Origin of the sequence: Leucobacter coleopterorum (genome assembly GCF_011382985.1) — a bacterium.
Lineage (GTDB): Bacteria > Actinomycetota > Actinomycetes > Actinomycetales > Microbacteriaceae > Leucobacter > Leucobacter coleopterorum.
The window spans coordinates 1,738,114-1,762,450 of record NZ_CP049933.1 but is presented as its reverse complement, the minus strand read 5'-3'; the positions used below and the strand labels follow the sequence as shown (position 1 = coordinate 1,762,450).

General features: G+C 61.0%; 28 protein-coding genes and 3 pseudogenes. 19 read left to right on the top strand and 12 right to left on the bottom strand.

Features of this window, described 5'->3' with window-relative positions; all coding sequences use genetic code 11:
- Nucleotides 1-21 precede the first annotated feature (21 nt).
- Nucleotides 22-1,140 carry a D-alanine--D-alanine ligase family protein gene (locus G7066_RS08295; RefSeq protein ID WP_166330385.1) on the top strand — a complete coding sequence of 373 codons (1,119 nt, stop codon included), beginning with the start codon at nucleotides 22-24 and terminating at the stop codon, nucleotides 1,138-1,140.
- A gap of 40 nt (nucleotides 1,141-1,180) precedes the next feature.
- Here G7066_RS08295 and G7066_RS08290 read toward each other — a convergent pair whose 3' ends face one another.
- Nucleotides 1,181-1,681 (bottom strand): DUF3515 family protein, encoded by a 501-nt coding sequence (locus G7066_RS08290; protein ID WP_244302826.1) that lies wholly within the window; start codon nucleotides 1,679-1,681, stop codon nucleotides 1,181-1,183.
- Nucleotides 1,682-1,775: 94 nt separating this feature from the next.
- On the opposite strand from G7066_RS08290, the gene thiL reads away from it, so the two are divergent.
- From thiL to G7066_RS08275, 3 genes are all read left to right on the top strand, one after another.
- A complete protein-coding gene (gene thiL / locus G7066_RS08285) occupies nucleotides 1,776-2,804 on the top strand; it encodes a thiamine-phosphate kinase (RefSeq protein WP_166330383.1) in 1,029 nt (342 codons plus the stop codon).
- A gap of 95 nt (nucleotides 2,805-2,899) precedes the next feature.
- The gene (locus tag G7066_RS08280; protein WP_205881404.1) at nucleotides 2,900-3,493 is read left to right on the top strand and encodes an RNA polymerase sigma factor; all 594 of its coding nucleotides are present in this window, start codon (nucleotides 2,900-2,902) and stop codon (nucleotides 3,491-3,493) included.
- A 235-nt stretch (nucleotides 3,494-3,728) separates the two neighbouring features.
- Complete coding sequence (locus G7066_RS08275; RefSeq protein ID WP_166330381.1) at nucleotides 3,729-4,652, top strand: hypothetical protein; 924 nt, start codon at nucleotides 3,729-3,731, stop codon at nucleotides 4,650-4,652.
- Nucleotides 4,653-4,682: 30 nt separating this feature from the next.
- On the opposite strand, the gene G7066_RS16015 is transcribed toward G7066_RS08275, so the two are convergent.
- Nucleotides 4,683-5,168, bottom strand: coding sequence for a PucR family transcriptional regulator (locus G7066_RS16015; RefSeq protein ID WP_244302825.1), 486 nt, complete (start codon nucleotides 5,166-5,168; stop codon nucleotides 4,683-4,685).
- A gap of 26 nt (nucleotides 5,169-5,194) precedes the next feature.
- Entirely contained in the window at nucleotides 5,195-6,079 is an 885-nt protein-coding gene (locus G7066_RS16010) for a PucR family transcriptional regulator ligand-binding domain-containing protein (protein ID WP_166330379.1), read from the bottom strand.
- Nucleotides 6,080-6,461: 382 nt separating this feature from the next.
- On the opposite strand from G7066_RS16010, the gene gabT reads away from it, so the two are divergent.
- The gene (gene gabT / locus G7066_RS08260) at nucleotides 6,462-7,799 is read left to right on the top strand and encodes a 4-aminobutyrate--2-oxoglutarate transaminase (protein WP_166330377.1); all 1,338 of its coding nucleotides are present in this window, start codon (nucleotides 6,462-6,464) and stop codon (nucleotides 7,797-7,799) included.
- A gap of 30 nt (nucleotides 7,800-7,829) precedes the next feature.
- Nucleotides 7,830-9,299: an NAD-dependent succinate-semialdehyde dehydrogenase gene (locus G7066_RS08255; RefSeq protein WP_166330374.1), complete on the top strand. Its 1,470-nt coding sequence runs from the start codon at nucleotides 7,830-7,832 to the stop codon at nucleotides 9,297-9,299.
- A 139-nt stretch (nucleotides 9,300-9,438) separates the two neighbouring features.
- Here the strand turns inward: G7066_RS08255 and G7066_RS08250 are convergent, their stop codons facing one another.
- A complete protein-coding gene (locus G7066_RS08250) occupies nucleotides 9,439-10,179 on the bottom strand; it encodes a HEAT repeat domain-containing protein (RefSeq protein WP_166330372.1) in 741 nt (246 codons plus the stop codon).
- An 18-nt stretch (nucleotides 10,180-10,197) separates the two neighbouring features.
- Nucleotides 10,198-10,787, bottom strand: a pseudogene (gene rsmD / locus G7066_RS08245) (16S rRNA (guanine(966)-N(2))-methyltransferase RsmD).
- A 141-nt stretch (nucleotides 10,788-10,928) separates the two neighbouring features.
- On the opposite strand from rsmD, the gene G7066_RS08240 reads away from it, so the two are divergent.
- The 11 genes from G7066_RS08240 (at nucleotide 10,929) to mutM (ending at nucleotide 20,188) form a co-directional block, all read left to right on the top strand.
- The gene (locus tag G7066_RS08240; RefSeq protein ID WP_166330370.1) at nucleotides 10,929-13,130 is read left to right on the top strand and encodes an ATP-dependent DNA helicase RecG; all 2,202 of its coding nucleotides are present in this window, start codon (nucleotides 10,929-10,931) and stop codon (nucleotides 13,128-13,130) included.
- Nucleotides 13,131-13,249: 119 nt separating this feature from the next.
- The gene (locus G7066_RS08235; protein WP_166330368.1) at nucleotides 13,250-14,161 is read left to right on the top strand and encodes an ABC transporter ATP-binding protein; all 912 of its coding nucleotides are present in this window, start codon (nucleotides 13,250-13,252) and stop codon (nucleotides 14,159-14,161) included.
- Nucleotides 14,162-14,187: 26 nt separating this feature from the next.
- A complete protein-coding gene (locus G7066_RS16985; RefSeq protein WP_280116145.1) occupies nucleotides 14,188-14,322 on the top strand; it encodes a hypothetical protein in 135 nt (44 codons plus the stop codon).
- On the top strand, nucleotides 14,319-15,074 hold the full coding sequence (locus G7066_RS08230) for an ABC transporter permease (RefSeq protein ID WP_341873888.1): 756 nt from the start codon (nucleotides 14,319-14,321) through the stop codon (nucleotides 15,072-15,074). The genes G7066_RS16985 and G7066_RS08230 overlap by 4 nt, the downstream gene beginning before the upstream one ends.
- A 37-nt stretch (nucleotides 15,075-15,111) precedes the next feature.
- Nucleotides 15,112-16,419 carry a sensor histidine kinase gene (locus tag G7066_RS08225; RefSeq protein ID WP_166330366.1) on the top strand — a complete coding sequence of 436 codons (1,308 nt, stop codon included), beginning with the start codon at nucleotides 15,112-15,114 and terminating at the stop codon, nucleotides 16,417-16,419.
- 12 nt (nucleotides 16,420-16,431) lie between these two features.
- Nucleotides 16,432-17,154, top strand: coding sequence for a response regulator transcription factor (locus G7066_RS08220; protein WP_166330364.1), 723 nt, complete (start codon nucleotides 16,432-16,434; stop codon nucleotides 17,152-17,154).
- A gap of 51 nt (nucleotides 17,155-17,205) precedes the next feature.
- Nucleotides 17,206-17,700, top strand: a complete 495-nt coding sequence (gene coaD / locus G7066_RS08215; protein WP_166330362.1) for a pantetheine-phosphate adenylyltransferase — start codon at nucleotides 17,206-17,208, stop codon at nucleotides 17,698-17,700.
- Nucleotides 17,700-18,269, top strand: coding sequence for a YceD family protein (locus G7066_RS08210; RefSeq protein WP_166330360.1), 570 nt, complete (start codon nucleotides 17,700-17,702; stop codon nucleotides 18,267-18,269). The genes coaD and G7066_RS08210 overlap by 1 nt, the downstream gene beginning before the upstream one ends.
- A gap of 13 nt (nucleotides 18,270-18,282) precedes the next feature.
- Entirely contained in the window at nucleotides 18,283-18,486 is a 204-nt protein-coding gene (gene rpmF, locus G7066_RS08205) for a 50S ribosomal protein L32 (protein ID WP_166288276.1), read from the top strand.
- A 37-nt stretch (nucleotides 18,487-18,523) separates the two neighbouring features.
- Nucleotides 18,524-19,237 carry a ribonuclease III gene (rnc, locus tag G7066_RS08200; RefSeq protein WP_166331984.1) on the top strand — a complete coding sequence of 238 codons (714 nt, stop codon included), beginning with the start codon at nucleotides 18,524-18,526 and terminating at the stop codon, nucleotides 19,235-19,237.
- A gap of 6 nt (nucleotides 19,238-19,243) precedes the next feature.
- Nucleotides 19,244-20,188 (top strand): bifunctional DNA-formamidopyrimidine glycosylase/DNA-(apurinic or apyrimidinic site) lyase, encoded by a 945-nt coding sequence (mutM, locus tag G7066_RS08195; RefSeq protein ID WP_166330357.1) that lies wholly within the window; start codon nucleotides 19,244-19,246, stop codon nucleotides 20,186-20,188.
- On the opposite strand, the gene G7066_RS08190 is transcribed toward mutM, so the two are convergent.
- Genes G7066_RS08190 through G7066_RS08180 form a run of 3 tightly spaced genes read right to left on the bottom strand, consistent with a single transcriptional unit; the run spans nucleotide 20,124 to nucleotide 21,444 of the window.
- A complete protein-coding gene (locus G7066_RS08190; RefSeq protein WP_166330355.1) occupies nucleotides 20,124-20,621 on the bottom strand; it encodes a MarR family winged helix-turn-helix transcriptional regulator in 498 nt (165 codons plus the stop codon). The genes mutM and G7066_RS08190 overlap by 65 nt on opposite strands.
- Nucleotides 20,618-21,028 carry an EVE domain-containing protein gene (locus G7066_RS08185; protein ID WP_166330352.1) on the bottom strand — a complete coding sequence of 137 codons (411 nt, stop codon included), beginning with the start codon at nucleotides 21,026-21,028 and terminating at the stop codon, nucleotides 20,618-20,620. The genes G7066_RS08190 and G7066_RS08185 overlap by 4 nt, the downstream gene beginning before the upstream one ends.
- Nucleotides 21,025-21,444 carry an SRPBCC family protein gene (locus tag G7066_RS08180; RefSeq protein ID WP_166330350.1) on the bottom strand — a complete coding sequence of 140 codons (420 nt, stop codon included), beginning with the start codon at nucleotides 21,442-21,444 and terminating at the stop codon, nucleotides 21,025-21,027. The genes G7066_RS08185 and G7066_RS08180 overlap by 4 nt, the downstream gene beginning before the upstream one ends.
- A gap of 192 nt (nucleotides 21,445-21,636) precedes the next feature.
- Here G7066_RS08180 and G7066_RS17855 point away from each other — a divergent pair.
- Nucleotides 21,637-21,702, top strand: a pseudogene (locus G7066_RS17855) (zinc finger domain-containing protein); the annotation flags it as partial.
- A 25-nt stretch (nucleotides 21,703-21,727) separates the two neighbouring features.
- On the opposite strand, the gene G7066_RS08170 reads toward G7066_RS17855, so the two are convergent.
- The gene (locus tag G7066_RS08170) at nucleotides 21,728-22,057 is read right to left on the bottom strand and encodes an ArsR/SmtB family transcription factor (RefSeq protein ID WP_166330348.1); all 330 of its coding nucleotides are present in this window, start codon (nucleotides 22,055-22,057) and stop codon (nucleotides 21,728-21,730) included.
- A 16-nt stretch (nucleotides 22,058-22,073) separates the two neighbouring features.
- Between G7066_RS08170 and G7066_RS08165 the strand changes: the two genes are divergently transcribed.
- Nucleotides 22,074-22,550, top strand: coding sequence for an SRPBCC family protein (locus tag G7066_RS08165; RefSeq protein WP_166330346.1), 477 nt, complete (start codon nucleotides 22,074-22,076; stop codon nucleotides 22,548-22,550).
- Nucleotides 22,551-22,584: 34 nt separating this feature from the next.
- On the opposite strand, the pseudogene G7066_RS16005 reads toward G7066_RS08165, so the two are convergent.
- From G7066_RS16005 to G7066_RS17850, 3 genes and pseudogenes are all read right to left on the bottom strand, one after another.
- Nucleotides 22,585-22,959: pseudogene (locus G7066_RS16005) on the bottom strand (GyrI-like domain-containing protein); the annotation flags it as partial.
- A 308-nt stretch (nucleotides 22,960-23,267) separates the two neighbouring features.
- Complete coding sequence (locus G7066_RS08160) at nucleotides 23,268-23,894, bottom strand: AAA family ATPase (RefSeq protein WP_244302824.1); 627 nt, start codon at nucleotides 23,892-23,894, stop codon at nucleotides 23,268-23,270.
- A 97-nt stretch (nucleotides 23,895-23,991) separates the two neighbouring features.
- Entirely contained in the window at nucleotides 23,992-24,249 is a 258-nt protein-coding gene (locus tag G7066_RS17850) for a DivIVA domain-containing protein (protein WP_205881403.1), read from the bottom strand.
- Nucleotides 24,250-24,337: the final 88 nt, after the last annotated feature.

The following is a 24,337-nucleotide window of genomic DNA, read 5'->3' as shown; positions in this document are numbered from 1 at the left end:
TCTGATGAAGGGGAAGTCCGCATGACCGATGTAGCCTCGACCAAAAAGACCGTTGTTCTGCTCTTCGGTGGGCGTTCAAGCGAGCACGGCATTAGCTGTGTGACCGCCGCGGGAGTGTTGCGGGCCATTGATCGCTCACTGTTTGACGTGATCCTCGTGGGCCTCACGAAGCAGGGCGCGACCGTGCTGATGCAGGAGAGCGATCTCGAAAGCTACCGGCTCGAGGCTGGGGCCTTGCCCGAGGTGCATGACAACGGCACGCGGGTGCTCTGGCCCGCGTCAACAAACACTCGCACCCTCACCGTCATCGAGCAGACCGGAGATCTGCACACGCTCGGGCACGTTGACGCCGTGCTGCCGATGCTGCACGGTCCATATGGCGAAGATGGCACCGTTCAGGGCATGCTTGACCTTGTTGATCTGCCGTATGTGGGTAGTGGAGTGCTCGGCTCGGCGCTCTGCATGGATAAGCACGTTGTGAAGACAGTGCTGGCCGATGCCGGGATCGCTGTTGCCCCCTGGAAGACCGTGACTCGGGACCAGATCGCGCGGGATCCCTCGCTCGTTGATTCACTCGACAAGGATCTGCAGTACCCTCTGTTTGTGAAGCCAGCCAGGGCCGGTTCGAGCGTCGGGGTGACAAAAGTCGCGGATGCCTCGGGTATTCCCGCAGCGCTTGAAGTGGCTTTTGCCGAAGACCGCACCGTGCTGATTGAGTCCGGGGTGACCGGACGCGAGGTCGAGATCGCAGTGCTTGAGGGGCGTGGCGAGAGTGCTCCGCGCACCAGCAGCGTGATTGGTGAGATTGTATTCTCAGGGCGCGAGTTCTACGACTTCGAGGCGAAGTACCTGGGCGCTGCCGGTGTCGACCTCGAACTGCCAGCAAAGGTGACAGACGCTGAGTTCGCTGCGATCCGCGATGCCGCCGTGCTGGCCTTTGAAGTTGCGCAGTGCGCAGGTCTCTCGCGCATCGACTTCTTCTTGACCGAAGATGGGCCGGTGCTCAATGAGATCAACACGCTGCCCGGGTTCACGCCAATCTCGATGTACCCGCGACTGTGGGAGGCCTCAGGGGTGGAATACACCGATCTAATCACGGAGCTGATCGAACTTGCGATTGAGCGGCCCGCTGCGTACTAGGGTGTTGTTTCGAGTGTCGAGCCTTGAGCGTCCGTACAGGCTAGAGGCCGAGGTTATCGTTCGGGTTTGTGCACTTGCGCTTCTGCGGGAGTTGTTTTGCCGCGGCGTTCAAATCAGTAACGACGTCGGTGCCGCTGACTTTCTCGGAGTCGACAAAAACTTCGAGCCCAGGGGAGCGACCATAGGCCTCGAATCGATAAATTGGTGCAGCTGACTCGTCAATGATCCAGTCGACTCCGTTCACAGTTGCACAGAGATCAGTTGTGGGGCCGCTGGGCTCGATCCCGCACTTCAGCTGTATAGCGGGAGGATCGCCCCAGGCTCCCGTGGCCTGCGCGTTTGTACTGCGCTTATCAAGACCAGCCACGGTCTTGGGCAGCCGAACCGTAACGTCGGCACATGCCGGGTTGTTCGCGTCTTTTGCAGGCTCCATCGGTACCTCACCGGCACAGCCGGTGAGAAACGACGCGAGCGATATCGCGGCGATCATTGCAGCGGCGGAGAAGATCATGCGACGGGGCCTGGCCTGATGGAAACTCACAACCTTTACCCTACCGCTGGCAGGTTGTGTAGAACGTCAGTCTTAGCTCAAATCTCGGGGCGTTCTCAACCCCCAAAGCGATAGCGTTGAGGGCATGCCAAGAGACCAAGGATCGACCGTGGGTGAGCTCGGGGAGAGCGGAGTGCTGCAGCGGGTGCTTGCTCAATTGCGGCCAGCTATGGCCGCGACGCTCGGACCGGGAGACGACTGCGCAGTTATGCGGCTGCAGGGTGAACTGGTTGTGACGAGTGACACCATGGTTGAGGGCCCTGACTTTCGGCGTGCCTGGCACAGCGGCTTTGAACTGGGGTGGAAGCTCGCCGCCACAAATCTCTCGGACGTCGCCGCGATGGGTGCGCGTCCGATTGGACTGACGGTATCGCTTGCCGTTCCGCGGGACACCCCAGTGACGCTTCTTGAAGACATCGCCGCCGGGCTGACAGCGGCGTGCGAGGCGATGGCTCCCGGCTGCGGTGTTGTTGGTGGGGATCTTGGCACCGCTCCGGTGATCACGGCCGCGGTAACGGCTCTCGGCGATATGGAGGGCCACAGCCCCGTGACGAGGTCCGGCGCACAGCCCGGTGACCAGCTTGCCTACGCGGGGGACCTCGGACTTGCGGGGTTGGGACTGTCTCTGTTGTTCGCTCATGCAATTGAAGAGGACGGATCGGCCCACGGTCGTTCGCTCGCAGCCCTCTGGGAGCGGCACCCCGAAGTGCTGGCAGCACAGCTCGCCCCCACCCCGCCGATTCCGCTCGGGGTGATCGCCGGGGGATCCGCAACCGCCATGATGGACGTCTCTGACTCGCTCTCGGTTGATGCGGAACGCCTGGCCCAGGCGAGTGGGGTTGCGATCCGCCTCGATTCAAGATTGCTTGCCGATGCGTTTGGAATGCAGGAGGCTGTGTCCGTGCCGATCGCAGCAATGCTTGCCGGAGGCGAGGATCACGGATTGCTGGCCACGTTCCCGGACGGCGCAACGCTGCCAGAGGGGTTTCACCCGATTGGATACGTAATCGAGCAAGCGGTGGGAGATGTGTTGTTGCATCTCGACGAGCAGCCCTACGAATCGCGAGGGTGGGATCCGTACACGATCCAATTACCTGGCCTTGTTGCCGGGTGACCCGAAAGCAATTGTGAACGTACGGTGGTCCTCCTGGCAATACTCAGTATGGACAACATAAACCCCTCGGTGCTGATGACACCGACGCGAACATCGTGGCTCGCTCGCGCGATGCTCCAGATGTGTTTGCGAAGCTCTATGACAGGCACGCCCGAGCGGTGTTTCGGTATTCGGCTTCACGGCTCGGTCGGGAGCATGCCGACGATCTGACAAGTGACACATTTCTGGTCGCGTTCGAGCTGCGGGATCGCTACGACACGGCGGTGCAGACCGCGCTGCCGTGGTTGCTCGGGATCGCGACCCGGCTGATCCGCCGTCGAAGACGTGACGAGATTGCATCGTGGCGTGCAACTGCGGCATCGCAGGGGCTTGGCGGAGACGGCACAGTGCACGCTGTCTACGACCCCAGCGGCGAAGCCGATGATCGGATCGATGCGGGTCTGGCAATGAGCTCAATCGCACTTGCCGTCGCGAAGCTTCCGAAGCGGGATCGCGACGTTCTCACGCTTTGTGCCTGGTCGGAGCTTGATTCCGTGGGCATTGCCGAGGCGCTCGGCATACCAGAGGGCACCGTGCGGTCACGACTGCATCGCGTCCGCAAAACACTACGCACACATCTTGAAGCGGGCAAGGTTCGCGGTAATGCGGGTCTCGCGCGTGAAACGGAGGTACAACATGAACGAGTTTGATACGGGTGAACTGCGGATGTTGCGGGAGGCACGCGGCGATAATCTTGAGATGGACAGCGAGAATCTGTCCGTCGGTCGTGCGAGGTTCGAACGCGAAATTATCGCTCGTAGCAGCGCCAATTTGAGAGCAGGGCGAGCGCGGCGAACACTTCGTCGACGCTGGGTGCCGATCACAGCATTTGCGGGCATTGCTGTCGCTTCGATGGTCGTGTCGCTAGTTTTGCCAGGACCTCAGATGACTCAGACACCCGCAGCCGCGACACCCGCAGCCGCGATGCTGAAGAAGGCAGCACACAATATCGAAGTTTCAGACGCTGCGTTACAACCTGGTCAATATTTGCGGTTGGTCGAGACTTCTGAGCATCTCAACGCTGACTATTCTGATCCTGCGTACTTTGACGAGAGTCGCACAGATGAAAGCGCTTACATCGATCAGGGGGTCCACTACCGGGTAGGTATGACGAATATCACCTATGTGCCTGCAGACACCAATGGTGACTGGATTCGACGGAGCGGTGATCCGAAATTCCTGGGTGTGGTTCGGCCGCTCAATGATGCACGTGCTGAGCAGATCGCAAGAACTGCTGTTGAGAATGGTAGCTTCTTGACCCGCGGAAGTGGTGCCGATGAGGTGCTGCCCGGCGGGAAACCGCCGCTGACACCGGACGAGCTTGAGATGCCCGATGTGGTTGCGAGTAGGGAGGCTGAGAAAGAAATCTATGAAAAAGCTCCGCACGATCCCGTGAGTTTACGTAAGTACATTGAAGAAATCAACGCCTCAATGGTTGCATACACTGATGATGGCGGAAATCCGGTGGAGGTGCCTGAAGGTGACATAGTCAGATGGCTGACTCCGGTGATCACTAACTTGGCACAACCCGCAGGGTTACGTGCTGCGGGTTTAGAACTCCTTGCTAACTTGGATTGTTCGGAATTGGTCACTGACCCCGTTGCGGTTGATGATGATAGCCGAGTGGCCGTAAAACTGAACTGTAGCGGCGGTGAGGGTGCGGAATCGCACTATTTTGTGTTCGAGAAGAAGACGGGGCTTTTCCTCGGTTATCGTGTTACCAATCCGGAGGGTGAAACGAGCTACCTCTCTGAGATCAAAGCGACGGTCGTAGCTAGTGTTCCGGAGCGATCCGGAGAAACATGGTAGCTGGCGCCTGACGGCACTTATCGGGCGGCGCTACCCTGCGTCAAGCAGCCGCAGCGCCGCCCACAGCTCGGCGCGCGTGTCGGGGGAGTCGAGGTCGCTCTGCAGCAGGTTCGCGGCGGTCTGCACTCTTGTTCGCAGCGTGTGGCGATGCACTCCGAGTTCGGCCGCTGCGGGGCTCGTCTGACCGTGGTGGCTGAGCCAGGTGCGCAGGCTGGCTTCGATGCTGTCGCCATGGCGATGGTCGTGATTACGGATCGGGGCCAGCAACCCGGTGGCCCGCTGCAAGGCTTCTGGGTGGTCTCCGAGCAGGTGCAGTACGCCGTCGTGCAGGGCGGGCACGTAGTCGACCGGGGCATCCGCGTCGTTCGCCAGTGAGTGCTCGAGGGCACGATTGGCCTCACCGAGCAAACGCGGCAGTTCGCTCAGGGGGCCGCGATCTGACACGCCACTCGGTACGCGGTAGGCAAGCAACAGGCGCCGTAGCGCGGGTAAGTGGCGTGTTTCCGCGAGGATCACGGGTCCGTCTTCGAGAGTGGCGCGAATCAGCCCGGGCTACCCGCGTCGAGAGACTCGAGATCCTGCACAAACGATGAAGCGATACCTGTCGGGGGAGACAAACGCAGGGCAACGACCGGCTCCCGTGGAACGCGCGCCAGCACTCCTGAGGCGAGTTTCTCGGCGAGCGGCAGATCTTGCGCGATAAGGGCCTGCACGATCGCCGTGCGAAGTGTGGCGGCCGCGCTGTCGAGCCCGGCGCGGTGTTCTAGCTGAATCGTTGCGAGCGCCGTCACAAGCCCGAGCAAAGCGCGCTCGGCGTGATCGGGGGCGCCGTGATCCTCAACTACGAGTACACCGAGCACACGGCCTTCCCGGCCGAGGGCCTGCATTTGCATACCTGGGCCGTCATTGCCTTCCGTGTTGGGTGCCGTACCGATGCGTCCCGCGCTCGCTCCGCGCTCGATGAGGCGGCGGGTCTCTCTGCGAATCCACTCCGGCTGGATCCGTTTTCTCGCGGATTGCGGGGCAAACTCGACGAGGCGGCCGGAGCGATCCGTGATCCCGACCCACCTGCCAAGCCGTGAGGCGGCCTCGCGGATTGCGGCACCGAGTCCGTTGCGGTGCATCGAGGCATTGGTGACGGCCCGCTGAGAATCGAGGGCCCAGATGTCGCGTTCGCGCAGGCGAGTGTCGAGCAAGCGCGCCGCAGCTTGTACCACCGCGATAAATGAGGTGTCGTAGGGTACACGAAACAGGGGGAGCCCGAGCCTGTCGCACGCACTCACGAAGGTCGCAGGCACGCGATCCCAATGTAGGCCGACGGCGATACCGAGAGCGGTGGTGTCTGCGTCGATGAGGCGCTGCACGTAAGCGTCTGCTGCGTGCTGGTCAGCGATATCTGAGAAGCGGGCACCGGTTGTGAGAAGCACGGTGCGCGGGGGAGAAAAGGGGTGGGGTCTTCGAGTTCGCTGCTGTGCACCCAGCGCACGGGTCGAGCCTCAGTGTCATCGCTCGCCCCCGCGATAATCACGAGGCTGAGCGTGTACTGGTGGAGCAGCTCTCCCAGCTCGATTGTTGGGTACGAGGATCCGCTCAGCCCAGTAAGGTGGGTCGCCTCCGGGCGTGGTGAAGCCTGACTCATAGTTCCCCTCGAGTGTCGCGAAACACGCCGTGCCAGAGTGGTGAAACTCTTATTTGAATGACTCCATTGTGGCATGACTTGTTGTCGGTGCCTAAGGCTAGGCTGATCCGGTACCGCATCGGGTCGCGTTGACGGCTCGGTGCTCACCCCTCACTTACAAGGAGAACTCCATGACTGAACTCGTCGGCGGCCCCTCGCTTCCGCAGGAGCGCAAGCTCGTTACCTCGATCCCCGGCCCAAAGTCGCAGGAGATGATGGCCCGCAAGAACGCCGCCGTTGCTGCTGGCGTTGGTGTGGCTCTCCCCGTTTCGATCGTTGCAGCTGGCGGCGGCGTCATGGTTGACGCTGACGGCAACTCGCTGATCGACCTCGGCTCCGGCATCGCCGTGACAGGTGTGGGCAACTCGGCTCCTGCCGTTGTTGAGGCTGTTGTGAATCAGGTGCAGCAGTTCACGCACACCTGCTTCACTGTCACTCCCTACGACGGCTACGTCAAGGTTGCTGAAAAGCTCAACGAGCTGATCCCCGGCGATCACGAGAAGCGCTCGGCACTGTTCAACTCGGGTGCTGAGGCCGTTGAGAACGCCATCAAGATCGCCCGCCACTTCACTAAGAAGAACGGCGTCGTTGTGTTCGACCACGCCTACCACGGCCGCACGAACCTCACCATGGGAATGACCGCTAAGAATATCCCTTACAAGGATGGCTTTGGCCCCTTCGCTCCCGAGGTCTACCGCGTTCCCACCTCGTACCCCTTCCGTGACGGACTCTCCGGTGCAGAGGCGGCCAAGGTTGCGCTGACGCAGATCGAGAAGCAGGTCGGCGCGGGTAACCTCGCAGCGATCATCATTGAGCCCATCCAGGGTGAGGGTGGTTTCATCGCTCCCGCTGAGGGCTTCCTGCCCGCACTGCAGGCCTGGGCTACCGAGAACAACGTTGTCTTCATCCTCGACGAGGTACAGACCGGCTTTGCTCGCACCGGCGACCTGTTCGCTGCGAACCACGAGGGTGTTGTGCCCGACATGGTCACCACCGCTAAGGGCATCGCAGGCGGCCTGCCGCTGTCGGCCGTGACTGGTCGCGCCGACATCATGGATTCCGCGCACGCTGGTGGCCTCGGCGGCACCTACGCCGGCAGCCCGATCGCCTGTGCAGCAGCACTCGCCACAATCGACACCTACGAGAAGGAAAACCTCACCGAGCGCGCCCGCGAGATCGGCGCGATCATCGATGAGTTCTTCGGCGAGCTCGCAAAGAACGATGACCGTATCGGCGAGATCCGCGGCCGTGGCGCGATGAAGGCCGTTGAGTTTGTTGTGTCGGGCTCGAAGGAGCCGAACGCTGCCGTGACCGGCGCGATCGCTAAGCAGGCCGGCGAGCAAGGTGTTATCCTTCTGACCTGCGGCACCTATGGCAACGTTGTGCGATTCCTGCCGCCGCTCTCCATTTCTGACGAGCTGCTCCGCGAGGGCCTGCAGGTCGTCGCGGATGCCCTGGCTGCCAACTAGTTTCGTACTGTTCCTGAAAGGACATTGATTATGGCTTTGAAGCCCAACGAACAGGCGCTGCTCGACAGCGTGCAGTCCGGCCTCGGTATCGGCGGCAAGTGGGAGGCCTCCACCTCGGGTGCAACGCTCGACGTGCAGGATCCCGCAACCGGCGAGACCATCAAGTCGATTGCAGACGCGACCGTTGAAGACGCCGTACGCGCCCTCGACGCCGCGGTTGCGGCTCAGGATTCCTGGGCAAAGACCCCGACGCGCGAGCGCTCGAACATTCTGCGTCGTGCTTTCGACCTGCTCATGGAGCGCAAGGAAGACTTTGCGCTGCTGATGTCGATGGAGATGGGCAAGCCCATCGCTGAGGCTCGTGGCGAGGTCAATTACGGTGGCGAGTTCCTGCGCTGGTTCTCGGAGGAAGCCGTGCGCGTGCGCGGCGACTACCGCGAGAACCCCGAGGGCACCGGCAACATGGTGGTCTCGCACATTCCGGTTGGCCCCTGCTACTTCATCACGCCGTGGAACTTCCCGCTCGCGATGGCAACCCGCAAGATCGCTCCGGCGCTTGCTGCAGGTTGCACCGTGGTCATCAAGCCCGCAGCGCTCACCCCGCTCACCACCATCTTCTTTGCGCAGCTGCTCGAAGAGGCCGGTGTGCCGGCTGGTGTTGTGAACGTTGTTGCAACCTCGAAGTCGAGCGCTCAATCGAGCGCACTGCTCTCGGACTCGCGCCTGCGTAAGCTCTCGTTCACCGGCTCAACCCCGGTTGGCGTGAAGCTGCTTGAGGCTGCTGCACAGAACGTGCTGCGCACCTCGATGGAACTCGGTGGCAACGCGCCGTTTGTTGTCTTTGAAGACGCGGATCTCGACCGCGCGGTCGAGGGTGCGATGCTCGCGAAGTTCCGCAACATTGGCCAGGCGTGCACCGCGGCAAACCGCATCATCGTGCACGAGTCGGTTGCTGATGAGTTCGCGCGTCGCGTGGGCGAAAAGGTTGCCGCAATGACCATCGGTCGTGGCGCTGAAGAGGGCAACGACGTCGGCGCTCTCGTTGATGGCAAGGCAGTCTCGAACACCGCTCGCCTCGTGGCTGATGCCATCGAGACCGGCGCAACCATCGTCACCGGTGGTGAGACGATTGACGGACCCGGCAATTTCTTCCAGCCGACCGTCATTGACAAGCTCAGCCCGCAGTCCGCCATCATGCGCGAGGAGATCTTCGGACCCGTGCTCGGCATCATTCGTTTCTCCACCGAGGACGAAGCTGTCGAGATCGCCAACAACACCGAGTACGGTCTCGTGAGCTACGTGTTCACCGAGAACATCCACCGTGGCCAGCGCATGATCGAGAAGCTCGAGAGCGGCATGATGGGCCTCAACACGGGCCTCGTGTCGAACGCTGCGGCTCCCTTCGGTGGGCTCAAGCAGTCGGGTATCGGCCGTGAGGGTGGCTTCGAGGGGATCCACGAGTTCCTCTCAACCAAGTACACCCTGATGCCGCGCACCTAGTCTGTGTAGCTGTATTAATGGGCTCGGGATCTGCGGATCCCGAGCCCATTTGTCTTGCGTAGCCGCCGGTGTACCCCTTAGCTGGTGGCGAACCCCAAAACAGGGATTTTCCGAGTGAAAATAAGAGATACATTGCCAGCTAAGGGGTACGCCAGTGCCTCGGAATCCCGTGGCGGGGCCTGTGGCTAGCGAAGCCCCAGCAGTCGCTTCTTCGAGAGGTTGTGTTTGACGATCCAGGCGATATCCGGGTCGCTTGTGTCGAGTTTGTCAAAGAGCGCGAACCCCTCTGCGGGAAGCGCCGCGATAGCCACGCTCCAGCAATAACCGAGACCCTTACGGAGTGCACGCTGCGTGTCGTCACGTCGCTCTTCTCGGCTGTGCTGCGCATAAGCCGAGGTGACTCTAGAGCACAGCTGACCGCGAGTCTTGCGCTAGCGGGATCTTTGAGAAGCCTTGGTTCGCAGACCCCCGCCACAGCTGCACGCTGCACGAGGGGATCAGGCGACTCAGCCCATCTCGACACCAGCGCGCGAAACTGCTCGCCGTCGCTGTCGCCGATCAGCTGCGCCGCCATTGCTACCGCTTCGCGCACCCGCCAGGAGTGGTCAGCGGCAAGCGCGGTGAGCTGCTCCAGGTAGTCGCTGGAGCTTGTCTCAAGCGCTAAACGACCGAGCCCCAGTGCCGCCGCACTTCGCAGGTATTCGTCCTGTGCAGGTATGAGTTGCTGCACATGGTCGTGCTCTGCAACTCGAGCGAACCCCCAGAGCAACTCAAGATTGCCGCGTGGCCCGGGAAGCCCAGAGTGGGTGTTCAAAAAGTCTGTGCGCGCTGAGGCGTTCAGCGGAGCGAGATGTTCGGCGTACGCGGTGGCCTTGCTCATGATCCCACTCTAAGGACTCTACGTTTCAGGGGAGGACCGCTCTGCCCACCACAGCACCGTGTCGCCATACGCCTTTTTGCGTACGAGGGTGAGGCCCGTGGGCCAGGTGGGTTCGGGGGAGCGTGAGTCGCGTTCAACGAGCACAGCAGCATCCGGGGTCAGGATCGGCGCCAGCGCCGTGAGGTTTGCCGCGAGTTCTGCCTCGCCGAGATCGTAGGGGGATCGAGCAACGCGACGTCCCAGAGCACCTCGGCCGAAGCCGCCTCTAAAAACGCCTGCACAGACTGTCGAAGCACCTCGGCTCGTGGCGCTCGTGATCCTGAACCAGCGACTGCGGCAAGCACCTTCTTTGTGTTGCGACTCACGATCTGCGATGCCTGCGGATGTTTCTCTACCAACGCAACCTCAGCGGCGCCGCGACTGAGTGCTTCGAGTCCGAGTGCGCCAGACCCTGCATAGAGGTCGAGTACGCGCGTTCCGTCGGTGAATCCCCAAGAGTCCAGCGTTGAAAAGATTGCCTCGCGCACACGATCGCTTGTAGGACGGGTGCCCGACTTTGGCACCTCTAAGCGCAGTGAACCGGCGGCCCCGGCGATGATTCTGGTCACTTGCAGAGCCTACCAACTCTGGGTCGATCACAGATCGTGCTCGAAAGCTCAGTTTTGCAGGTTTTGCTCGCGGAGAATCATGTAAAACTGGGCTTTCGTGCGATGCTGTAGCGTGTCGGTGGTCACCGATAACCTTGGTTTATGAGCACGGCAACCCTCGACACTCGCCTGGAAGGTGTGGTCGGCGCGCGCACAGCCAAACCACTCGCGAAGGCCTTTGGTGCCGAGACGATTCGCGATCTGCTGATGCACGTGCCGCGGCGTTACTCACGCCGCGGAGAATTGACGCCCCTCACGGGGTTGCCAATCGGCGAGCACGTGACTGTGGTCGCCCAGGTGCTCGACGTGCGCGAACGCACGATGCAGCGCCGCCGCGGCAGCATTCTTGAGGTGCGCATCACCGACGGCACAGGATCGCTGACGCTCACCTTCTTTAACCAGGGCTGGCGGGCGAAGGATCTGCGGGCGGGCCGGCGCGGCATCTTTGCGGGCAAGGTGAGCGCCTATCGCAGCCAATTGCAGCTGCAGCACCCCGACTACGAGCTATTTGAAAACCGCGACGATGCGCCCGACGGCGAACAGCTTGACAAGGCCGCCGCACTTGCCTGGGCGGAGACCCCGGTACCGATCTATCCGGCGACGGCGCAGCTGACCAGCTGGATCATTCAGCGTGCGGTGGGTCTCGCGCTCGATGCACTCGGGCCGATAGAAGATCCGATGCCCGCCGAGATTCGTCATGCCGAAGAAGTGATTGCGCTCGGCCCGGCGTTTGAGCTTGTGCATCGCCCTCAGACCGACGATGACTGGAAGCGGGCCCGCGATAGTTTGCGTTTTCGCGAGGCGTTTGAGTTGCAGCTGGCATTGCTGGACCGCCGCCGTCGCACCGCGCAGCAAACGAGCACCCCGCGGCCGCTCGGCAAAGCCGGTGGCCAGCTTGAACGCTTTGACGCCACCCTGCCCTTTGAACTGACTGGGGACCAGGCCACTGCCGGGCAAATCATCGCGGCGGAACTCGCTGCACCGCACCCCATGCATCGCCTGCTACAGGGCGAGGTGGGATCAGGCAAGACTCTCGTAGCACTGCGCGCCATGCTGCAGGTCGCCGAGAGTGGTGGTCAGAGTGCGCTGCTCGCCCCCACCGAAGTCCTCGCCGCGCAGCACTTCCGCTCAATTATCGAGGCGCTTGGCCCCGATATGACGGCCGAAATCGCCCCGGTGCTGCTCACCGGGCGCATGCCTGCTGCCGAGCGTAAGCGCGCGCTGCTCTCGCTCGCCTCGGGTAACGCAGGGATCGCGGTTGGCACACACGCGCTTCTCAGTGAGGGGGTGTCGTTCTACGACCTCGGGCTGATCGTCGTCGACGAACAGCACCGCTTTGGAGTCGAGCAGCGTGAAGCGCTCAGGCGAAAGGGAGCCCAGCCGCACGTGCTCGCCATGACGGCCACGCCGATTCCGCGCACCGTCGCACTGACCGCGTTTGGCGACCTCGAAGTGAGCACGATTCGAGAGCTGCCGCCCGGGCGTCTCGGCATTGAGACCTTCACCGTTCCCGAGCTCGAGATGCCCAACCGTGCCGCGCGAGTGTGGGCACGATCCGCCGAAGACGTGGCCGCTGGCAGGCAGATCTATGTGGTGTGTCCGGCGATTTCCGCAAGCGAAAAAGAGCCAGGGTCTGAGGAGGACATCGAACTCGAGGGCTCTGATGAAGAGGGCAGCGGCCCCAAGCGGCCCCTTGCCAACGTCACCGACACAGTGGCAGAGCTGCGTGCGCGGCCGGAGTTTGCGGGGGTAACGATCGAAGCGCTCACCGGTAGCATGGCCTCCGCCGACAAGGACCGCGTGATGCGCGACTTTGCTGACGGTAAGATCCAGGTGCTCGTCGCGACCACCGTCATCGAGGTTGGGGTAAACGTGCCCAACGCGACGATCATGATTGTGCGCGACGCCGATCGTTTTGGCATCTCGCAGCTGCATCAGCTCAGAGGACGAGTGGGCCGTGGATCGCACGCAGGTCTGTGCCTACTCATGACGACGGCCGCTCAGGGTACCGTCGCCCGCGAGCGCATCGACGCCGTGGCCGATACCTCCGACGGGTTTGTACTCGCCGAGGTCGACCTCTCGCTGCGGCGCGAGGGTGACATCCTGGGTACGGCTCAGTCTGGTGGCCGCTCAACTCTGCGACTGCTTCGTGTCGCTGAGCACGGTGAGCTTATTGCTCACACACGTGAGGTCGCCGCTGCGCTGCTCGATCGAGATCCCGAGCTCACCAACGCTCCGGGCCTCGCCCAGATGCTCGCCCGCGAGCAGGAAGCTCGCCTGCTCGACAACCTGGCGAAGTCTTAACCGCAACGTGGTACCCAGGTACCCCCTCCGCGGCACTCCGGGTTGACGCGGCGACCCCCTGCCGACCCCTAGCGTGGAACCATCGCCCCAATCGGCGAACTACGAAAGGGAGACACACCATGATCGAGGCACGCGGTCTCAGCAAGCACTACGGCAGCAAACGTGCTGTCGACAATGTCAGTTTTTCTATCGCCCCAGGCAAAGTCACCGGGTTTCTCGGACCAAACGGTGCCGGTAAGTCCACGAGCATGCGACTGATGCTCGGCCTGGATCGACCGTCAGAGGGAACGGTGACGGTTCATGGCGAGTCCTATCGTGACCTGGCCGCTCCCATGGGTGAGGTTGGCGCGCTGCTCGACGCAAAGGGGGTGCATCCGGGTCGAAGCGCCCGCAGCCACCTGCGTTCGCTTGCGGCGACACACGGCATCTCCGACAAGCGAGTCGATGAGGTGCTGGGCCAGACCGGCCTCACCGAGGTCGCTGGTAAGCGAGTCGGTGGGTTCTCACTAGGCATGGGGCAGCGGCTCGGCATTGCCGCCGCCCTGCTCGGTGACCCCCGTGTGCTGATTCTCGATGAGCCAGTGAACGGGCTTGATCCTGATGGTGTGCTCTGGGTGCGGCACCTGCTGCGCGGACTCGCTGCCGAGGGGCGCACTGTGCTCCTCTCGAGCCACCTGATGAGTGAAATGGCGCAGACCGCCGACCACGTGATTGTGCTGGGCAAGGGAAAGGTTGTTGCAGACGCTCCCATTGCCGAGTTTGTATCAAACGGGCGCAGCGAACGAATCACGGTGCGCACCCCGGATGCGGCAAAGTTCGCTGCCCTGCTGCTGGCCAACAACAACCCCGAGGTGCAGCTCGAACCGCTCGGTGATGGTGGATTTGTCACCGTTGGTCTCGCGGCAGCCACCGTCGGGGGTATAGCGGCCCGAAACGGCATTGAACTCCACGAGCTCAGCCCGGTCACCGCAAGTCTCGAAGACGCTTACCTTGCATTGACGCGCGATCACCTCGAATACACAAGCGCTTAATTTTCGGATCAAAAAGGATCAAGACCATGACTTCAACAATTGTTATCGACGCGAGTACGGTGCCCACGACGGGACAGACTCCGCAAACAGCCGTGCCGCGCCGCTCGAGCGAACCCCGTCCCAAACTCACGTTCGGGGAGTCGTTCGCTCAGAACGACTGAAACTCACTTCGCTTCGCGGAGTCCGCCTGACAATTCTCATTTCGATACTTGCGGGTCTGGGCCTCAGCACACTGATCGCAGCCCAGTGGACCGGAAACACCGAGGTCACGAGCGCGAGTGGCGATGCAGCGCTACAGCACTACCTCCTGATGGTGTCCACGGCAGCAGCCTCTTTCCTCGTTTTGGTGTTTGGTGTGCTCGGTGTTTTTGCCGTGTCGAGTGAGTACTCCAGCGGCATGATTCTCTCTACACTCACCGCGGTTCCGAAGCGCATGCGAGTCGCTGGCGCGAAGAGCATTGTGCTCGTGGTTATTGCCACCGTCACTGCGCTCATCGTTGTAGCAGCGGGGTTGCTGGCTGGGGTCGCGTTTGCCCCAGACGCTCTCGTGCAGCTCGGATCTTCAGTTGTGATTTCGGGAGCACTTGGAACCGTGGCCTACCTTGTGCTGTTCACTCTGTTTGCAATGGGTGTCGCCGGCATTCTTCGTTCTGCTGCGGGTGCTATTGCTTTTGTTACTGGCGTCGCATTTGTGCTGCCCGTCGCGTTCCAAATGCTGACGATGACCGGCTGGGAATGGGTAACGACCGCAATCGACTACCTCCCCGTTATGCTTGGCAACACCCTGGCACAGGGTGCCGTTGAAGCAGGATCTGGTCCCGGGTACTGGGGTTCACTCGTTGCGATGGTGATCTTGGCAGCGGTCACGTTGATCCCCGCCGCGATGATCTTTGCGCGGCGAGATGCTCGCTAACACCGTGTGAAGTTAGGCTGACATGGTGACTGAATCCATGGCAACACCGCAGGACGCCGCAGAGGCGCACTTGCCACGCCCGCCGGGGGTTATCCGGCGGGCGTTTGCCGCGCACCCCAAGGTGGTCGACATCACTATCGTGGTGACGTACTTCTTTGGGGCTACTGTAATGACGTTGCTCGATGCCGCGTCGAACTACGACGGGAACGGGTTCGGTTATCTTGCTGGTCCCGTGGCCATCCTGAGTGTGCTGCGGGTTCTAGTCGTTGGAGCGGCGTTGTTCTTTCGGCGAAGGTTTCCACTAGCGGGGCTCATTGTTATTTCACTCGCTCAGTTTGGCGATCACGGTGCGCAGATGGTGGCGACCTCGATCGCGCTGTATTTCTTGCTGTATGCAGTTCCGGTGTACCGCAATGTCACGGCAGGCTGGCTTGCGTTCGGCATCGCTCTGGCATCGACGATATTCGCGACGGTGGTGCTGCCGAATCTTGCGGTAGGTGCCCCGAGCGTCTTGGTCGCGTCGCCGATGGACTTCGCTGCGCAGATTTCTCTCGCCGTCATGAATGCACTCTGGCTTCTTGCAGTCTTGATGCTCGGCATCAATCTTGGAAACCGCCGCCGCTACGTCGAAGCGATTATCGACAGGGCTCATCAGCTTGCGCGCGAACGAGACCAGCTTGCCCAGCTTGCCGTCGCTGAGGAGCGTAGCCGCATTGCCCGCGAGATGCACGATATTGTGGCTCATTCGGTTTCCGTGATGATCGCGCTTTCGGAGGGGGCGTCGCGCACCATGGAAGTTGCTCCGGAGGCCGCCGCAGATGCAATGCAGCGCAGCGCAGAAACTGGGCGAACTGCCCTTGCCGAGATGCGTAGACTCTTGGGTGCTCTGCAGGAACCCGGTGAACCTCAGGCGGAGTTTGCCCCGCAGCCCGGAGCCTCAGAGATACCCGACCTGGTGCAGGGGTTTCGAGATGTTGGTCTCAATGTTGGCCTTGAGATTGACGGCCAAATCGGCGGAGACCAGGGCAAAGAACTTGCCGTGTACCGCATCATTCAAGAAGCACTCACCAACGTGCTGCGTTATGCCGGTGTTGGAACAAACGTCGTAGTCACAATGCGCAGTGATGCGGCGGGCAGCGTTGTGGAGGTGCGTGACTCTGGTCCGGCTCCCGGGATTGCCTTGCCTGTCACAGGGCTTGGCTCAGGCAGGGGTCTTGCCGGACTCGCCGAACGTGTCCGCGTCTTCGGCGGCAGCTTTGATTCTGGTCCCTTACAGGACGCACCGGGATGGTGCGTTCGCGCTACCTTCCCGCTGAGTCAGATCAATTTTGACGAACAATATTGAGGAGTCCAATTCATGGGTGAACCCCAAATCAGAGTCATGCTGGTCGATGATCAGGAGCTGATCCGCACTGGCTTTCGACTGGTTTTGCTTTCGGAACCGGGCATCACGGTGGTATCTGAAGCAAGTGACGGCCAGCATGCACTTGACGAGCTGACGCGCTTGCGGGTGGAAGATGAAAATGGACCCGGGTGTGACATCGTACTCATGGACGTTCGCATGCCCGGCATGAATGGAATTGCAGCGACCGAACAGATCGTTTCCCATCACCCTGACGTGCGAGTGATTGTGCTGACCACTTTTGACCTCGATGAGTATGCCGCAGGAGCGATCCAAGCGGGTGCCAGTGGCTTTCTGTTGAAGGATGCTCGGCCCACCGAACTCGTAGACGCGATCCGCCGTGTCGCTGCGGGTGATGCCGCAATGGCGCCGAGTGTTACCAAGCGGCTGCTTGAGCAGATTCGAGACGGAGGATCCGCAGACACGTTCACGGCCTCGACTACAGGGGCCGCGGGGGAGCAGCACGCTGGTCCCTCCTCCGAAGCATTCGCTGTCCTAACTGAGCGCGAGCAAGAAGTGCTTCGCCTTATTGCGGAGGGAATGAACAATGCCGAAATTGGCGGGACTCTCTTTCTCTCTGAATCGACGGTCAAAACTCATGTGGGCCGTGTACTTTCGAAGCTGCAACTTCGAGATCGTGTGCACGCCGTCATTTTTGCCAAGCAAAATGGGATGTAGCTCAGGGGGAATTGACGGGGATCTGAACCCTTCACCCAATAGGCTGGACGCATGAGCAAGATAGCGGTAGTGCCCGGTTCATTTGACCCGGTCACCCTTGGACACCTAGACGTGGTTCGTCGCGCGGCAAGCATCTTTGACGAGGTGCACGTGCTGGTGGTTCACAACCCCGGTAAAGACGCGATGCTGCCGATTTCAGAGCGCCTGAATCTGATTCAGAAGTCGATCGCGGAAGACCCCGATATGCCCAGCAACATTATTGTCGCTTCATGGTCCGTCGGACTTCTTGTGGATTACTGCACCGAGGTGGGTGCTTCCGTGCTCGTGAAGGGCATCCGATCCCAGATCGACGTCGCCTACGAGACCCCAATGGTGCTGATGAACCGAAGTCTCGCAAATGTAGAGACGGTGTTCATGCTGCCGAATCCCGAGCACGCCCACGTATCGAGCACCCTCGTGCGGCAGGTTGCGGCGCTCGGTGGCGATGTGAGCCCATACGTTCCTGCGCCCGTGGCGCGTTTTCTCGCGAAGGTGAGGCCCGCATAATGGCCGAGGGCAAGAGCGCTTTAGCGCGCGTGTATGAAGAGAGCATCCGGGACATTCAGAATCGCCCCGGTGAGATGCGCGAGCGATCCCGCACCTTCGCCGTCCCAGAGAAGCTGGGGGAGGCGCTCGCTGAGATTTCCGAGGGCGCGGAGATGACGCTCGATGTGCGTCTCGAGTCGGTGCACGAGGGCATCCTGGCGTCGACGAAAGTGCGGACTACTATGGCCGCTGAGTGCGGTCGCTGCCTGAATAATTTCACCACGCCGTTTCAAGTCGAGTTTCAGGAGCTTTTCGCGTATACTCCTACGGAGGCCGAAGAGTATGGGGTTCACGGTGATCACGTGGATCTTGAACCCCCGCTCCGAGACGCGGTAGTGCTTGCACTGCCGTTCCAGCCTGTGTGTCGCCCGGACTGCCCGGGGCTCGATCCCGAGTCCGGTGAGCTGCGCGAGGCCGAGGCTGTAGTGGTGCCCAGTGTGGAGATTGATCCGCGGTGGGCAGCGCTGGCAGGCTTTGAAGCTGAAGATGAACCTGATTCGGGTGTAGCGCCCGAGTCGACACGCAACTAGGAAAGAGAACATCATGGCTGTTCCCAAGCGGAAGATGTCGCGCTCGAACACCCGTCACCGCCGTTCGGCATGGATCGCCGAGGCCCCTAAGCTGGTTAAGACCGTAGAAAACGGGAAGACTGTCTACAGCCTCCCGCACCGCGCTCGTGTGGTCGAGGATTCGCAGGGCACCCCCCTGTTCCTCGAGTACAAGGGCCGCAAGGTCGCTGACGCGTAAGTTGGCGCAACGCGCTACTGAACCGTCGGGCACGTCACTGGATACTCAGGGCGGGCCCGACGGTTTTCTTTCGTCCTTCGGGGTCTCGGTTGATCCCGAGTTGCTTTCGCTTGCCCTGACCCACCGGTCTTGGGCTTACGAAAACGGTGCCGCGCCTCACAATGAGCGCCTTGAGTTTTTGGGCGACTCGATTCTCGGCCAGGCTGTCACGGTCAAGCTGTACCGCGATTACCCCGAGTTGACCGAGGGTGAGCTGGCGACGCGTCGTGCTGCGCTCGTGTCGACCGTGGCACTGGCTGAGGTGGCGCATGGGCTGGGGCTGGGAGCCTTCTTGCGGCTTGGTAAGGGTGAAGAACTCACCGGCGGGCGCGAGAAGGACTCGATTCTCGCCGACACGGTTGAGGCCGTTATTGGTGCGGTGTACCTGTCGACGGATCCCGATACCGCCGCCGCATTCGTGCGTGCCCTGATTGCGCCACTGCTGGCCGATCCTGAACGGTTTACTGCTTCACTCGACCCCAAGACCTCACTGCAAGAGGCGGCAGCCGCTCGTGGTCTGCCGCATCCGCCGTATGAGACGAGTGGTACCGGACCAGACCACGCGCGCCGCTTTACTTCGAAGGTGACTCTGGAGGCCGCTCATGGGTTGGACGTTGTGACGGGTCTTGGTCGTGGCACCAGCAAAAAGGCGGCCGAGTTGGCTGCGGCCCGCGATGCCATGCGGCAGTTGCGCGGCGGCGCTTCTCGTTGAGTCGCCGTGCCTGAGCTGCCCGAAGTAGAAGTCGTTCGCGCGGGGCTTGCGCCCGCGCTGACCGGCGCCACTGTTACCGGTGTGGAGGTTCTGGATCCGCGCGCCCTGAAACGGCACGTGCCCGTTGGTGGGTCTGCCAGCGATGGGGGCCACGGCGTGACACTCGATGCCGCGGAGGGTGTGCGTCGCGCTGCTGACTTTGAGCGGCGAGTAACGGGGCTTCGTTTGCTTGCTCCGCGTAGGCGTGGCAAATTTTTATGGGTGCCTGTTGATGGTGATGACCGCTCTGAACCCCGGGCATTGCTTGCGCACCTCGGCATGAGCGGCCAGATGCTGCTACGTGCGCTCGACGCTCCCGATGACCGTTTCGTGCGGATCCGGCTGTGGATCGAGCACCCCGAACACGGTGAGCTGCGTCTTGACTTTGCCGACCAGCGACTGTTTGGATCCCTCGCGCTTGACGACCTGATTGTTGACGGGGGAGAGCCCGCCTCTTTGCCCGCTCAGGCGAGCCATATCGCGCGGGATCCGCTGGACCCGTTGTTTGACGATGCTTTGTTTGTGGAGTCTTTGCTTCGCCGCAGCACAGCCGTGAAGCGAGCCCTGCTTGACCAGCGCCTTCTGAGTGGCGTCGGCAACATCTATGCCGATGAGGCGCTGTGGGCGGCGCGGATACATCCGGAGACGGCAGGTTCTGCGCTCAGTGAGCGTAATGCTCTTGGTTTGTTGGCCGAACTGCGGGCGGTCTTTACGAAGGCACTCGCTGAGGGTGGCACGAGCTTCGACGAACAGTACGTCAACGTGAACGGGCAGGCTGGGTACTTCTCTCGATCCCTTCACGTTTATGGCCGCGAAGGTGAGCAATGCCATCGTTGCCGAGCTGTCATCAAGCGGATTCCGTTCGGTGGGAGGTCGAGCCATTTTTGCCCGAGATGTCAGCGGCTGCACTGAGCGTTGCGAGGCAGTCTGTGAAGTCCTGCCGTTTTCTTCCTAGGGCAAAGAAGTAGGCGTGATCCGCCTGTTCAACGGCGGCGTTGGCGCGGTTAGCAAGCGCAACTCCCGCGGGGGTTACCGCGAGAGTACGGGCTCTACGGTCTGTCGGATGCGGATGTCGTTCGACAAGGTCTTTCTCCTCCAGTGCTCGGAGCACTTGCGATGTCATCATCGGATCGGTCACCGCCTGCTCGGCGAGGTCGCGCTGTGTGACGGGTGTCTCGCTGTCCATCGCGGTGAGGGCTGCTAGGAGCACGAACTGTACGTGGGTGAGGCCAAAGGGTGCGAGCGTGGCACGGATCTCACGCTGCCATGAATTCGTGACCCGCCACAGCATCAGGCCGGTGCTCATATTCGGGTCGGGATAGGAGGTATTGAGTGTGCCGGTCATACGCCCATCGCCTCCGTGATGGTCTGCACATCGTGTGTGTCGAGCGGCAGCAATCCGTAGCGGAGCTGGTATCCCCAATTCGGTTCTTGCGTCAGATGGAGCCGAGCGCGTAGCTCATCCAGTGGCGCCGGAGTTCCGGGAAGATAGTCGATGCGGCGACGAAAGGGTCTGAAGCTTCCCTCGTCGGACTGCCAGATGTCGTCATCGGGAAACGAACCGATCGCGGTGAAATGTCGGTAGGGGGTGTGATCGCCACGCTGCTCTGTCGGTGAATAATAGATGAGCGTGTCGCCAGCGCGCATACGTGCGAGTGGGGCGCGTTTGCCGTGGTTGATCTGGGCGACACCGAGCTCGATCCCTCGGCGCACATGGGCAGCCGAGACGACTCCGAGCCAGCCGCGAGTCATGCGGCGTCCAGGTGATCGAGCAGCCCGTTCACGCTCGAGCGGGCCGCATTCCTCATGCTCTTGCGGAGTATGCGCCGCCAGAGTGGAGCGAGAAACCCATCGACGCCGACAGAAACCCGTATCTCGGCACCATCGTTTGTCGGGGCGACTCTGTGCTCAAAAATCAGTGTCGCCCCAGGCAGTGCGGAAGCGTTCGTGAATATCCGATCTTGCTCAAAGGCTGTGATGGAGAAAGTCGCAGCGGGGCCGGACGCTGGGTGCATCCTGCCGCTCGCCCCCAGCTCAGCGGGTCCCTCGAAGTTGACCTCCCGCACCTCCGCATCCCACTCGGGCCACCCGGTTGGATCTGCCCAGTGGGAGAACACGGACTGCGGACTATGCGCGGTGAGGGTTGAGTGTGATTCGATTAGCTTCATGCTAAATAGTATGCGCGCTTATGATATGTTCCGCAAATCCAATACTCCTTTTGCGAAAGGGGCCTAGGCGTTCTGTGCGATGGGGTCATGTTCGGACATCTCCTGCGGTGATGCACAAAGCTCTAGAATGCGGGGTGCTTCGCGCACTCGCTCAATGCCTACGGCCGTACGGGGGAGCCAAGCTCGCGGTGTGGCGAACTGATCAAACGTATCCAATTTGGCGGGCGATCCTCGCGCTTCTGTCCGCAGTGTCAGTGAAGTGGATAGTGCCGCCCGGCCCTGCTTATTGTGCGGCGTTTAGGGCATCCAGTAGTTCAACGGCGGCGTTCATGTACTCGCTGATCCACCGGTCGTAGATGCGCTTGATTGGTAGCGGCGCGAGTGAGAGGTGGCGTTCCCGCCCTATTTTGCGACCCGTGACAAGCTCCGCGCGTTCAAGTACCCGCAGGTGCTGCAGTACGGTGGTGCGATCCAGTTCTGGTAAACGCGCACAGAGTGATCCGGTGGTGTGCGGGGACATCTTTAGTTCGTCGAGCATTTGGCGGCGAGCCGGTGAAGCGAGTGCCTTGAATACCTTGTCATCATCAAAGTCATTGTCATTGTCGCCATTCATGTTGTAATATTACAACATGAATCCAATACCTGAACTCCCTGATCTCTCGTTCACCGTTTCTGGTCGTATCGCTCGGCCGCGCGCCGAAGTGTATGAAGCCGTAGCGGACCCGGAACAGCTTTCGCGGTACTTCACCACCGGCGGGGCTCGCGGACGACTGCAAGCTGGGGAGCAAGTTCAGTGGGACTTCGCTGATTTTCCCGGTGCGTTTCCCGTCACCGTGATTGAGGACGAACCGCCGCACAGGATTGTCATCGAGTGGGATAACGCAGCCACGACCAGCGAGAAGGGTGTGACCAGGGTTGTTTTCGAGTTTGCGCCCATTGACGGTGACTCTCGGACGCTGGTCACGATCACCGAATCCTCTTGGCAGTTGACTCCCGAGGGCGCTAAAGCCGCGTTCGGCAACTGCGAGGGGTGGACCGGCATGCTTACCGCACTCAAGGCCTGGCTGGAACACGGCATTAATCTGCGCGAGGGCTTTTACAAATGAGGGCCTAACGGTGCTGGTCCTAAAGATTCGGCTTTCAGTCTCGTTCCACCGGAAGCCGCAGGTCGCAGCTGGCCGTGCTGAAATCAACGGCACGATCCAGCATCTCAACAATTGACGGACCGGGTCGCAATCGCCAGGGGGGGTCGAGGGGAACCAATCCGCTGCAGTGGCCGCCCAGGCCTCTTGGAGAGTTGCGGGATAGTCGCCCTCGACACGGGACACCACCCACTCACCCGCGGGCACCTCGACGACATTGAGATCCTCCGGCACTGACCTGCAGCAGGCCCGTCGGCTCGCTGTTGCTCTTCTTTTTCGACCGAGTGTGCTCGGAGACGGGGAGGGAAGCGATGTGAGCCTGGACGTGCGGATTGGGGCCTTGAAGGATAAGCGGAGCGCTCGAGTAAACGCCTCGGTCGATCCATACCCGTAAAGGACCGCGACACTCAAGAGATTCCTTCTCCTACTATCCAGGTGCGCTCCGACTTGCACCCTACTATTTCGGTCCGATTGGATCGTGGGTTGAGTCATTCCTCGGTGTCTGCACTAGCAGGAGGTTCGCCACTGCTATGAGCAATAGTCCGTTTGTCTAGGAGGTCATGTTGCACGTAACAACCTCTGGCGCTCATGGAAGTGGAAAGATGACTCTGCTGAGCGATTTCACCATGTCGCATCGCGGCTGTTCGATATCGCCCGATCCCTTTGAGTTGGTTAGTCTCGCTACCCAAGGTGCCGAAGGAACCGCTCGGGCGCATCGAGAAATAACTTCCAGTTCTGAACCAGGTCGAGCTCGTCGTAGTTTCTGTGCTGAATCCCCACAGCGCTGAGTTCGAAGATTGTGGCCTGCGGCAGGGAAGCGAGGATCGGCGAGTGCGTCGACATGATGACCTGCGATCCGCTCTCGAGGAGGTCCTTGATCTGCGTGAGGAGTGTGAGGCACCCGTTGAACGAGAGAGCTGACTCGGCCTCATCAAAAATCCAGAGCCCTCGAATGCCTGCACGTGCTGTAAAGAACTCGATGAAGGACTCTCCGTGGCTCTGAAAGTTGTGACGCCCTGCGTTAACTTCAGACTGGTACGCAAAATGCCCGTGCATGGTTTCTGCCCTCAGGAACACCCCCTTCTTTGATGCACCGGCACCGCGAATCAACTGAAGATGATCCTCGAGCCCCGACTCCGTTTGCTGGGTGCGGTGCATTGCGTTGTGTGTTCCGCCCTCAACGTTGAGTCCAAAAGCACCTGCAATCGCTTCGACGATGGTCGACTTGCCCGAACCGTTTTCTCCCACAAACACTGTAAGCGGCGAGAAATCCAAACCGTTGGTGAGGATCTCGCGAACGGCAGGCATCGTCGCGGGCCATTCGTTCCTTGGTGCTGAGGAGAGAACATGCTCCTCGATTCTGCGAATGGGGAGGTTGAAGTTCGCCGACAACATTCTTTACGGCTCAGATCGAATACCCGGGGTCAGGATCTTGCCGAGCCCGCAGGGTCCCGGCCAGTTCAGCTAGAAATCCGTCAACCTGCTCAATGGTGTAACCGTCACGCCATTTAGTTTGCCTAAATGTCGCGGCTGAGATGGTATTTACGATGGCGTCGACATGAGGCTCCTCCCTCAACTGTCGGACTACGGTGTCGAGAAAGTCGTCGACCTCGTTTAGATCGTAACCGGTCCTAAACTTTGTGATGGCGAAGCGTGCGGACACAACGCTCTCCGCGAGATTATTACGTTCTTGGATTGAGAAGGTCAACGTGTCCCTTTCGTTCGTGGCATGGTGCTCAAGCTCAACTATG

Excerpts from the sequence above, each read along its gene's own strand:
- G7066_RS08295 (WP_166330385.1), top strand. The coding sequence starts at position 22 with ATGACCGATGTAGCCTCGACCAAAAAGACCGTTGTTCTGCTCTTCGGT.
- thiL (WP_166330383.1), top strand. The coding sequence starts at position 1,776 with ATGCCAAGAGACCAAGGATCGACCGTGGGTGAGCTCGGGGAGAGCGGA.
- G7066_RS08275 (WP_166330381.1), top strand. The coding sequence starts at position 3,729 with ATGACTCAGACACCCGCAGCCGCGACACCCGCAGCCGCGATGCTGAAG.
- gabT (WP_166330377.1), top strand. The coding sequence starts at position 6,462 with ATGACTGAACTCGTCGGCGGCCCCTCGCTTCCGCAGGAGCGCAAGCTC.
- G7066_RS08255 (WP_166330374.1), top strand. The coding sequence starts at position 7,830 with ATGGCTTTGAAGCCCAACGAACAGGCGCTGCTCGACAGCGTGCAGTCC.
- G7066_RS08250 (WP_166330372.1), bottom strand. The coding sequence starts at position 10,179 with ATGAGCAAGGCCACCGCGTACGCCGAACATCTCGCTCCGCTGAACGCC.
- G7066_RS08240 (WP_166330370.1), top strand. The coding sequence starts at position 10,929 with ATGAGCACGGCAACCCTCGACACTCGCCTGGAAGGTGTGGTCGGCGCG.
- G7066_RS08235 (WP_166330368.1), top strand. The coding sequence starts at position 13,250 with ATGATCGAGGCACGCGGTCTCAGCAAGCACTACGGCAGCAAACGTGCT.
- G7066_RS16985 (WP_280116145.1), top strand. The coding sequence starts at position 14,188 with ATGACTTCAACAATTGTTATCGACGCGAGTACGGTGCCCACGACGGGA.
- G7066_RS08225 (WP_166330366.1), top strand. The coding sequence starts at position 15,112 with ATGGCAACACCGCAGGACGCCGCAGAGGCGCACTTGCCACGCCCGCCG.
- G7066_RS08220 (WP_166330364.1), top strand. The coding sequence starts at position 16,432 with ATGGGTGAACCCCAAATCAGAGTCATGCTGGTCGATGATCAGGAGCTG.
- coaD (WP_166330362.1), top strand. The coding sequence starts at position 17,206 with ATGAGCAAGATAGCGGTAGTGCCCGGTTCATTTGACCCGGTCACCCTT.
- G7066_RS08210 (WP_166330360.1), top strand. The coding sequence starts at position 17,700 with ATGGCCGAGGGCAAGAGCGCTTTAGCGCGCGTGTATGAAGAGAGCATC.
- rpmF (WP_166288276.1), top strand. The coding sequence starts at position 18,283 with ATGGCTGTTCCCAAGCGGAAGATGTCGCGCTCGAACACCCGTCACCGC.
- G7066_RS08190 (WP_166330355.1), bottom strand. The coding sequence starts at position 20,621 with ATGACCGGCACACTCAATACCTCCTATCCCGACCCGAATATGAGCACC.
- G7066_RS08185 (WP_166330352.1), bottom strand. The coding sequence starts at position 21,028 with ATGACTCGCGGCTGGCTCGGAGTCGTCTCGGCTGCCCATGTGCGCCGA.
- G7066_RS08180 (WP_166330350.1), bottom strand. The coding sequence starts at position 21,444 with ATGAAGCTAATCGAATCACACTCAACCCTCACCGCGCATAGTCCGCAG.
- G7066_RS08170 (WP_166330348.1), bottom strand. The coding sequence starts at position 22,057 with ATGAATGGCGACAATGACAATGACTTTGATGATGACAAGGTATTCAAG.
- G7066_RS08165 (WP_166330346.1), top strand. The coding sequence starts at position 22,074 with ATGAATCCAATACCTGAACTCCCTGATCTCTCGTTCACCGTTTCTGGT.
- G7066_RS08160 (WP_244302824.1), bottom strand. The coding sequence starts at position 23,894 with ATGCCTGCCGTTCGCGAGATCCTCACCAACGGTTTGGATTTCTCGCCG.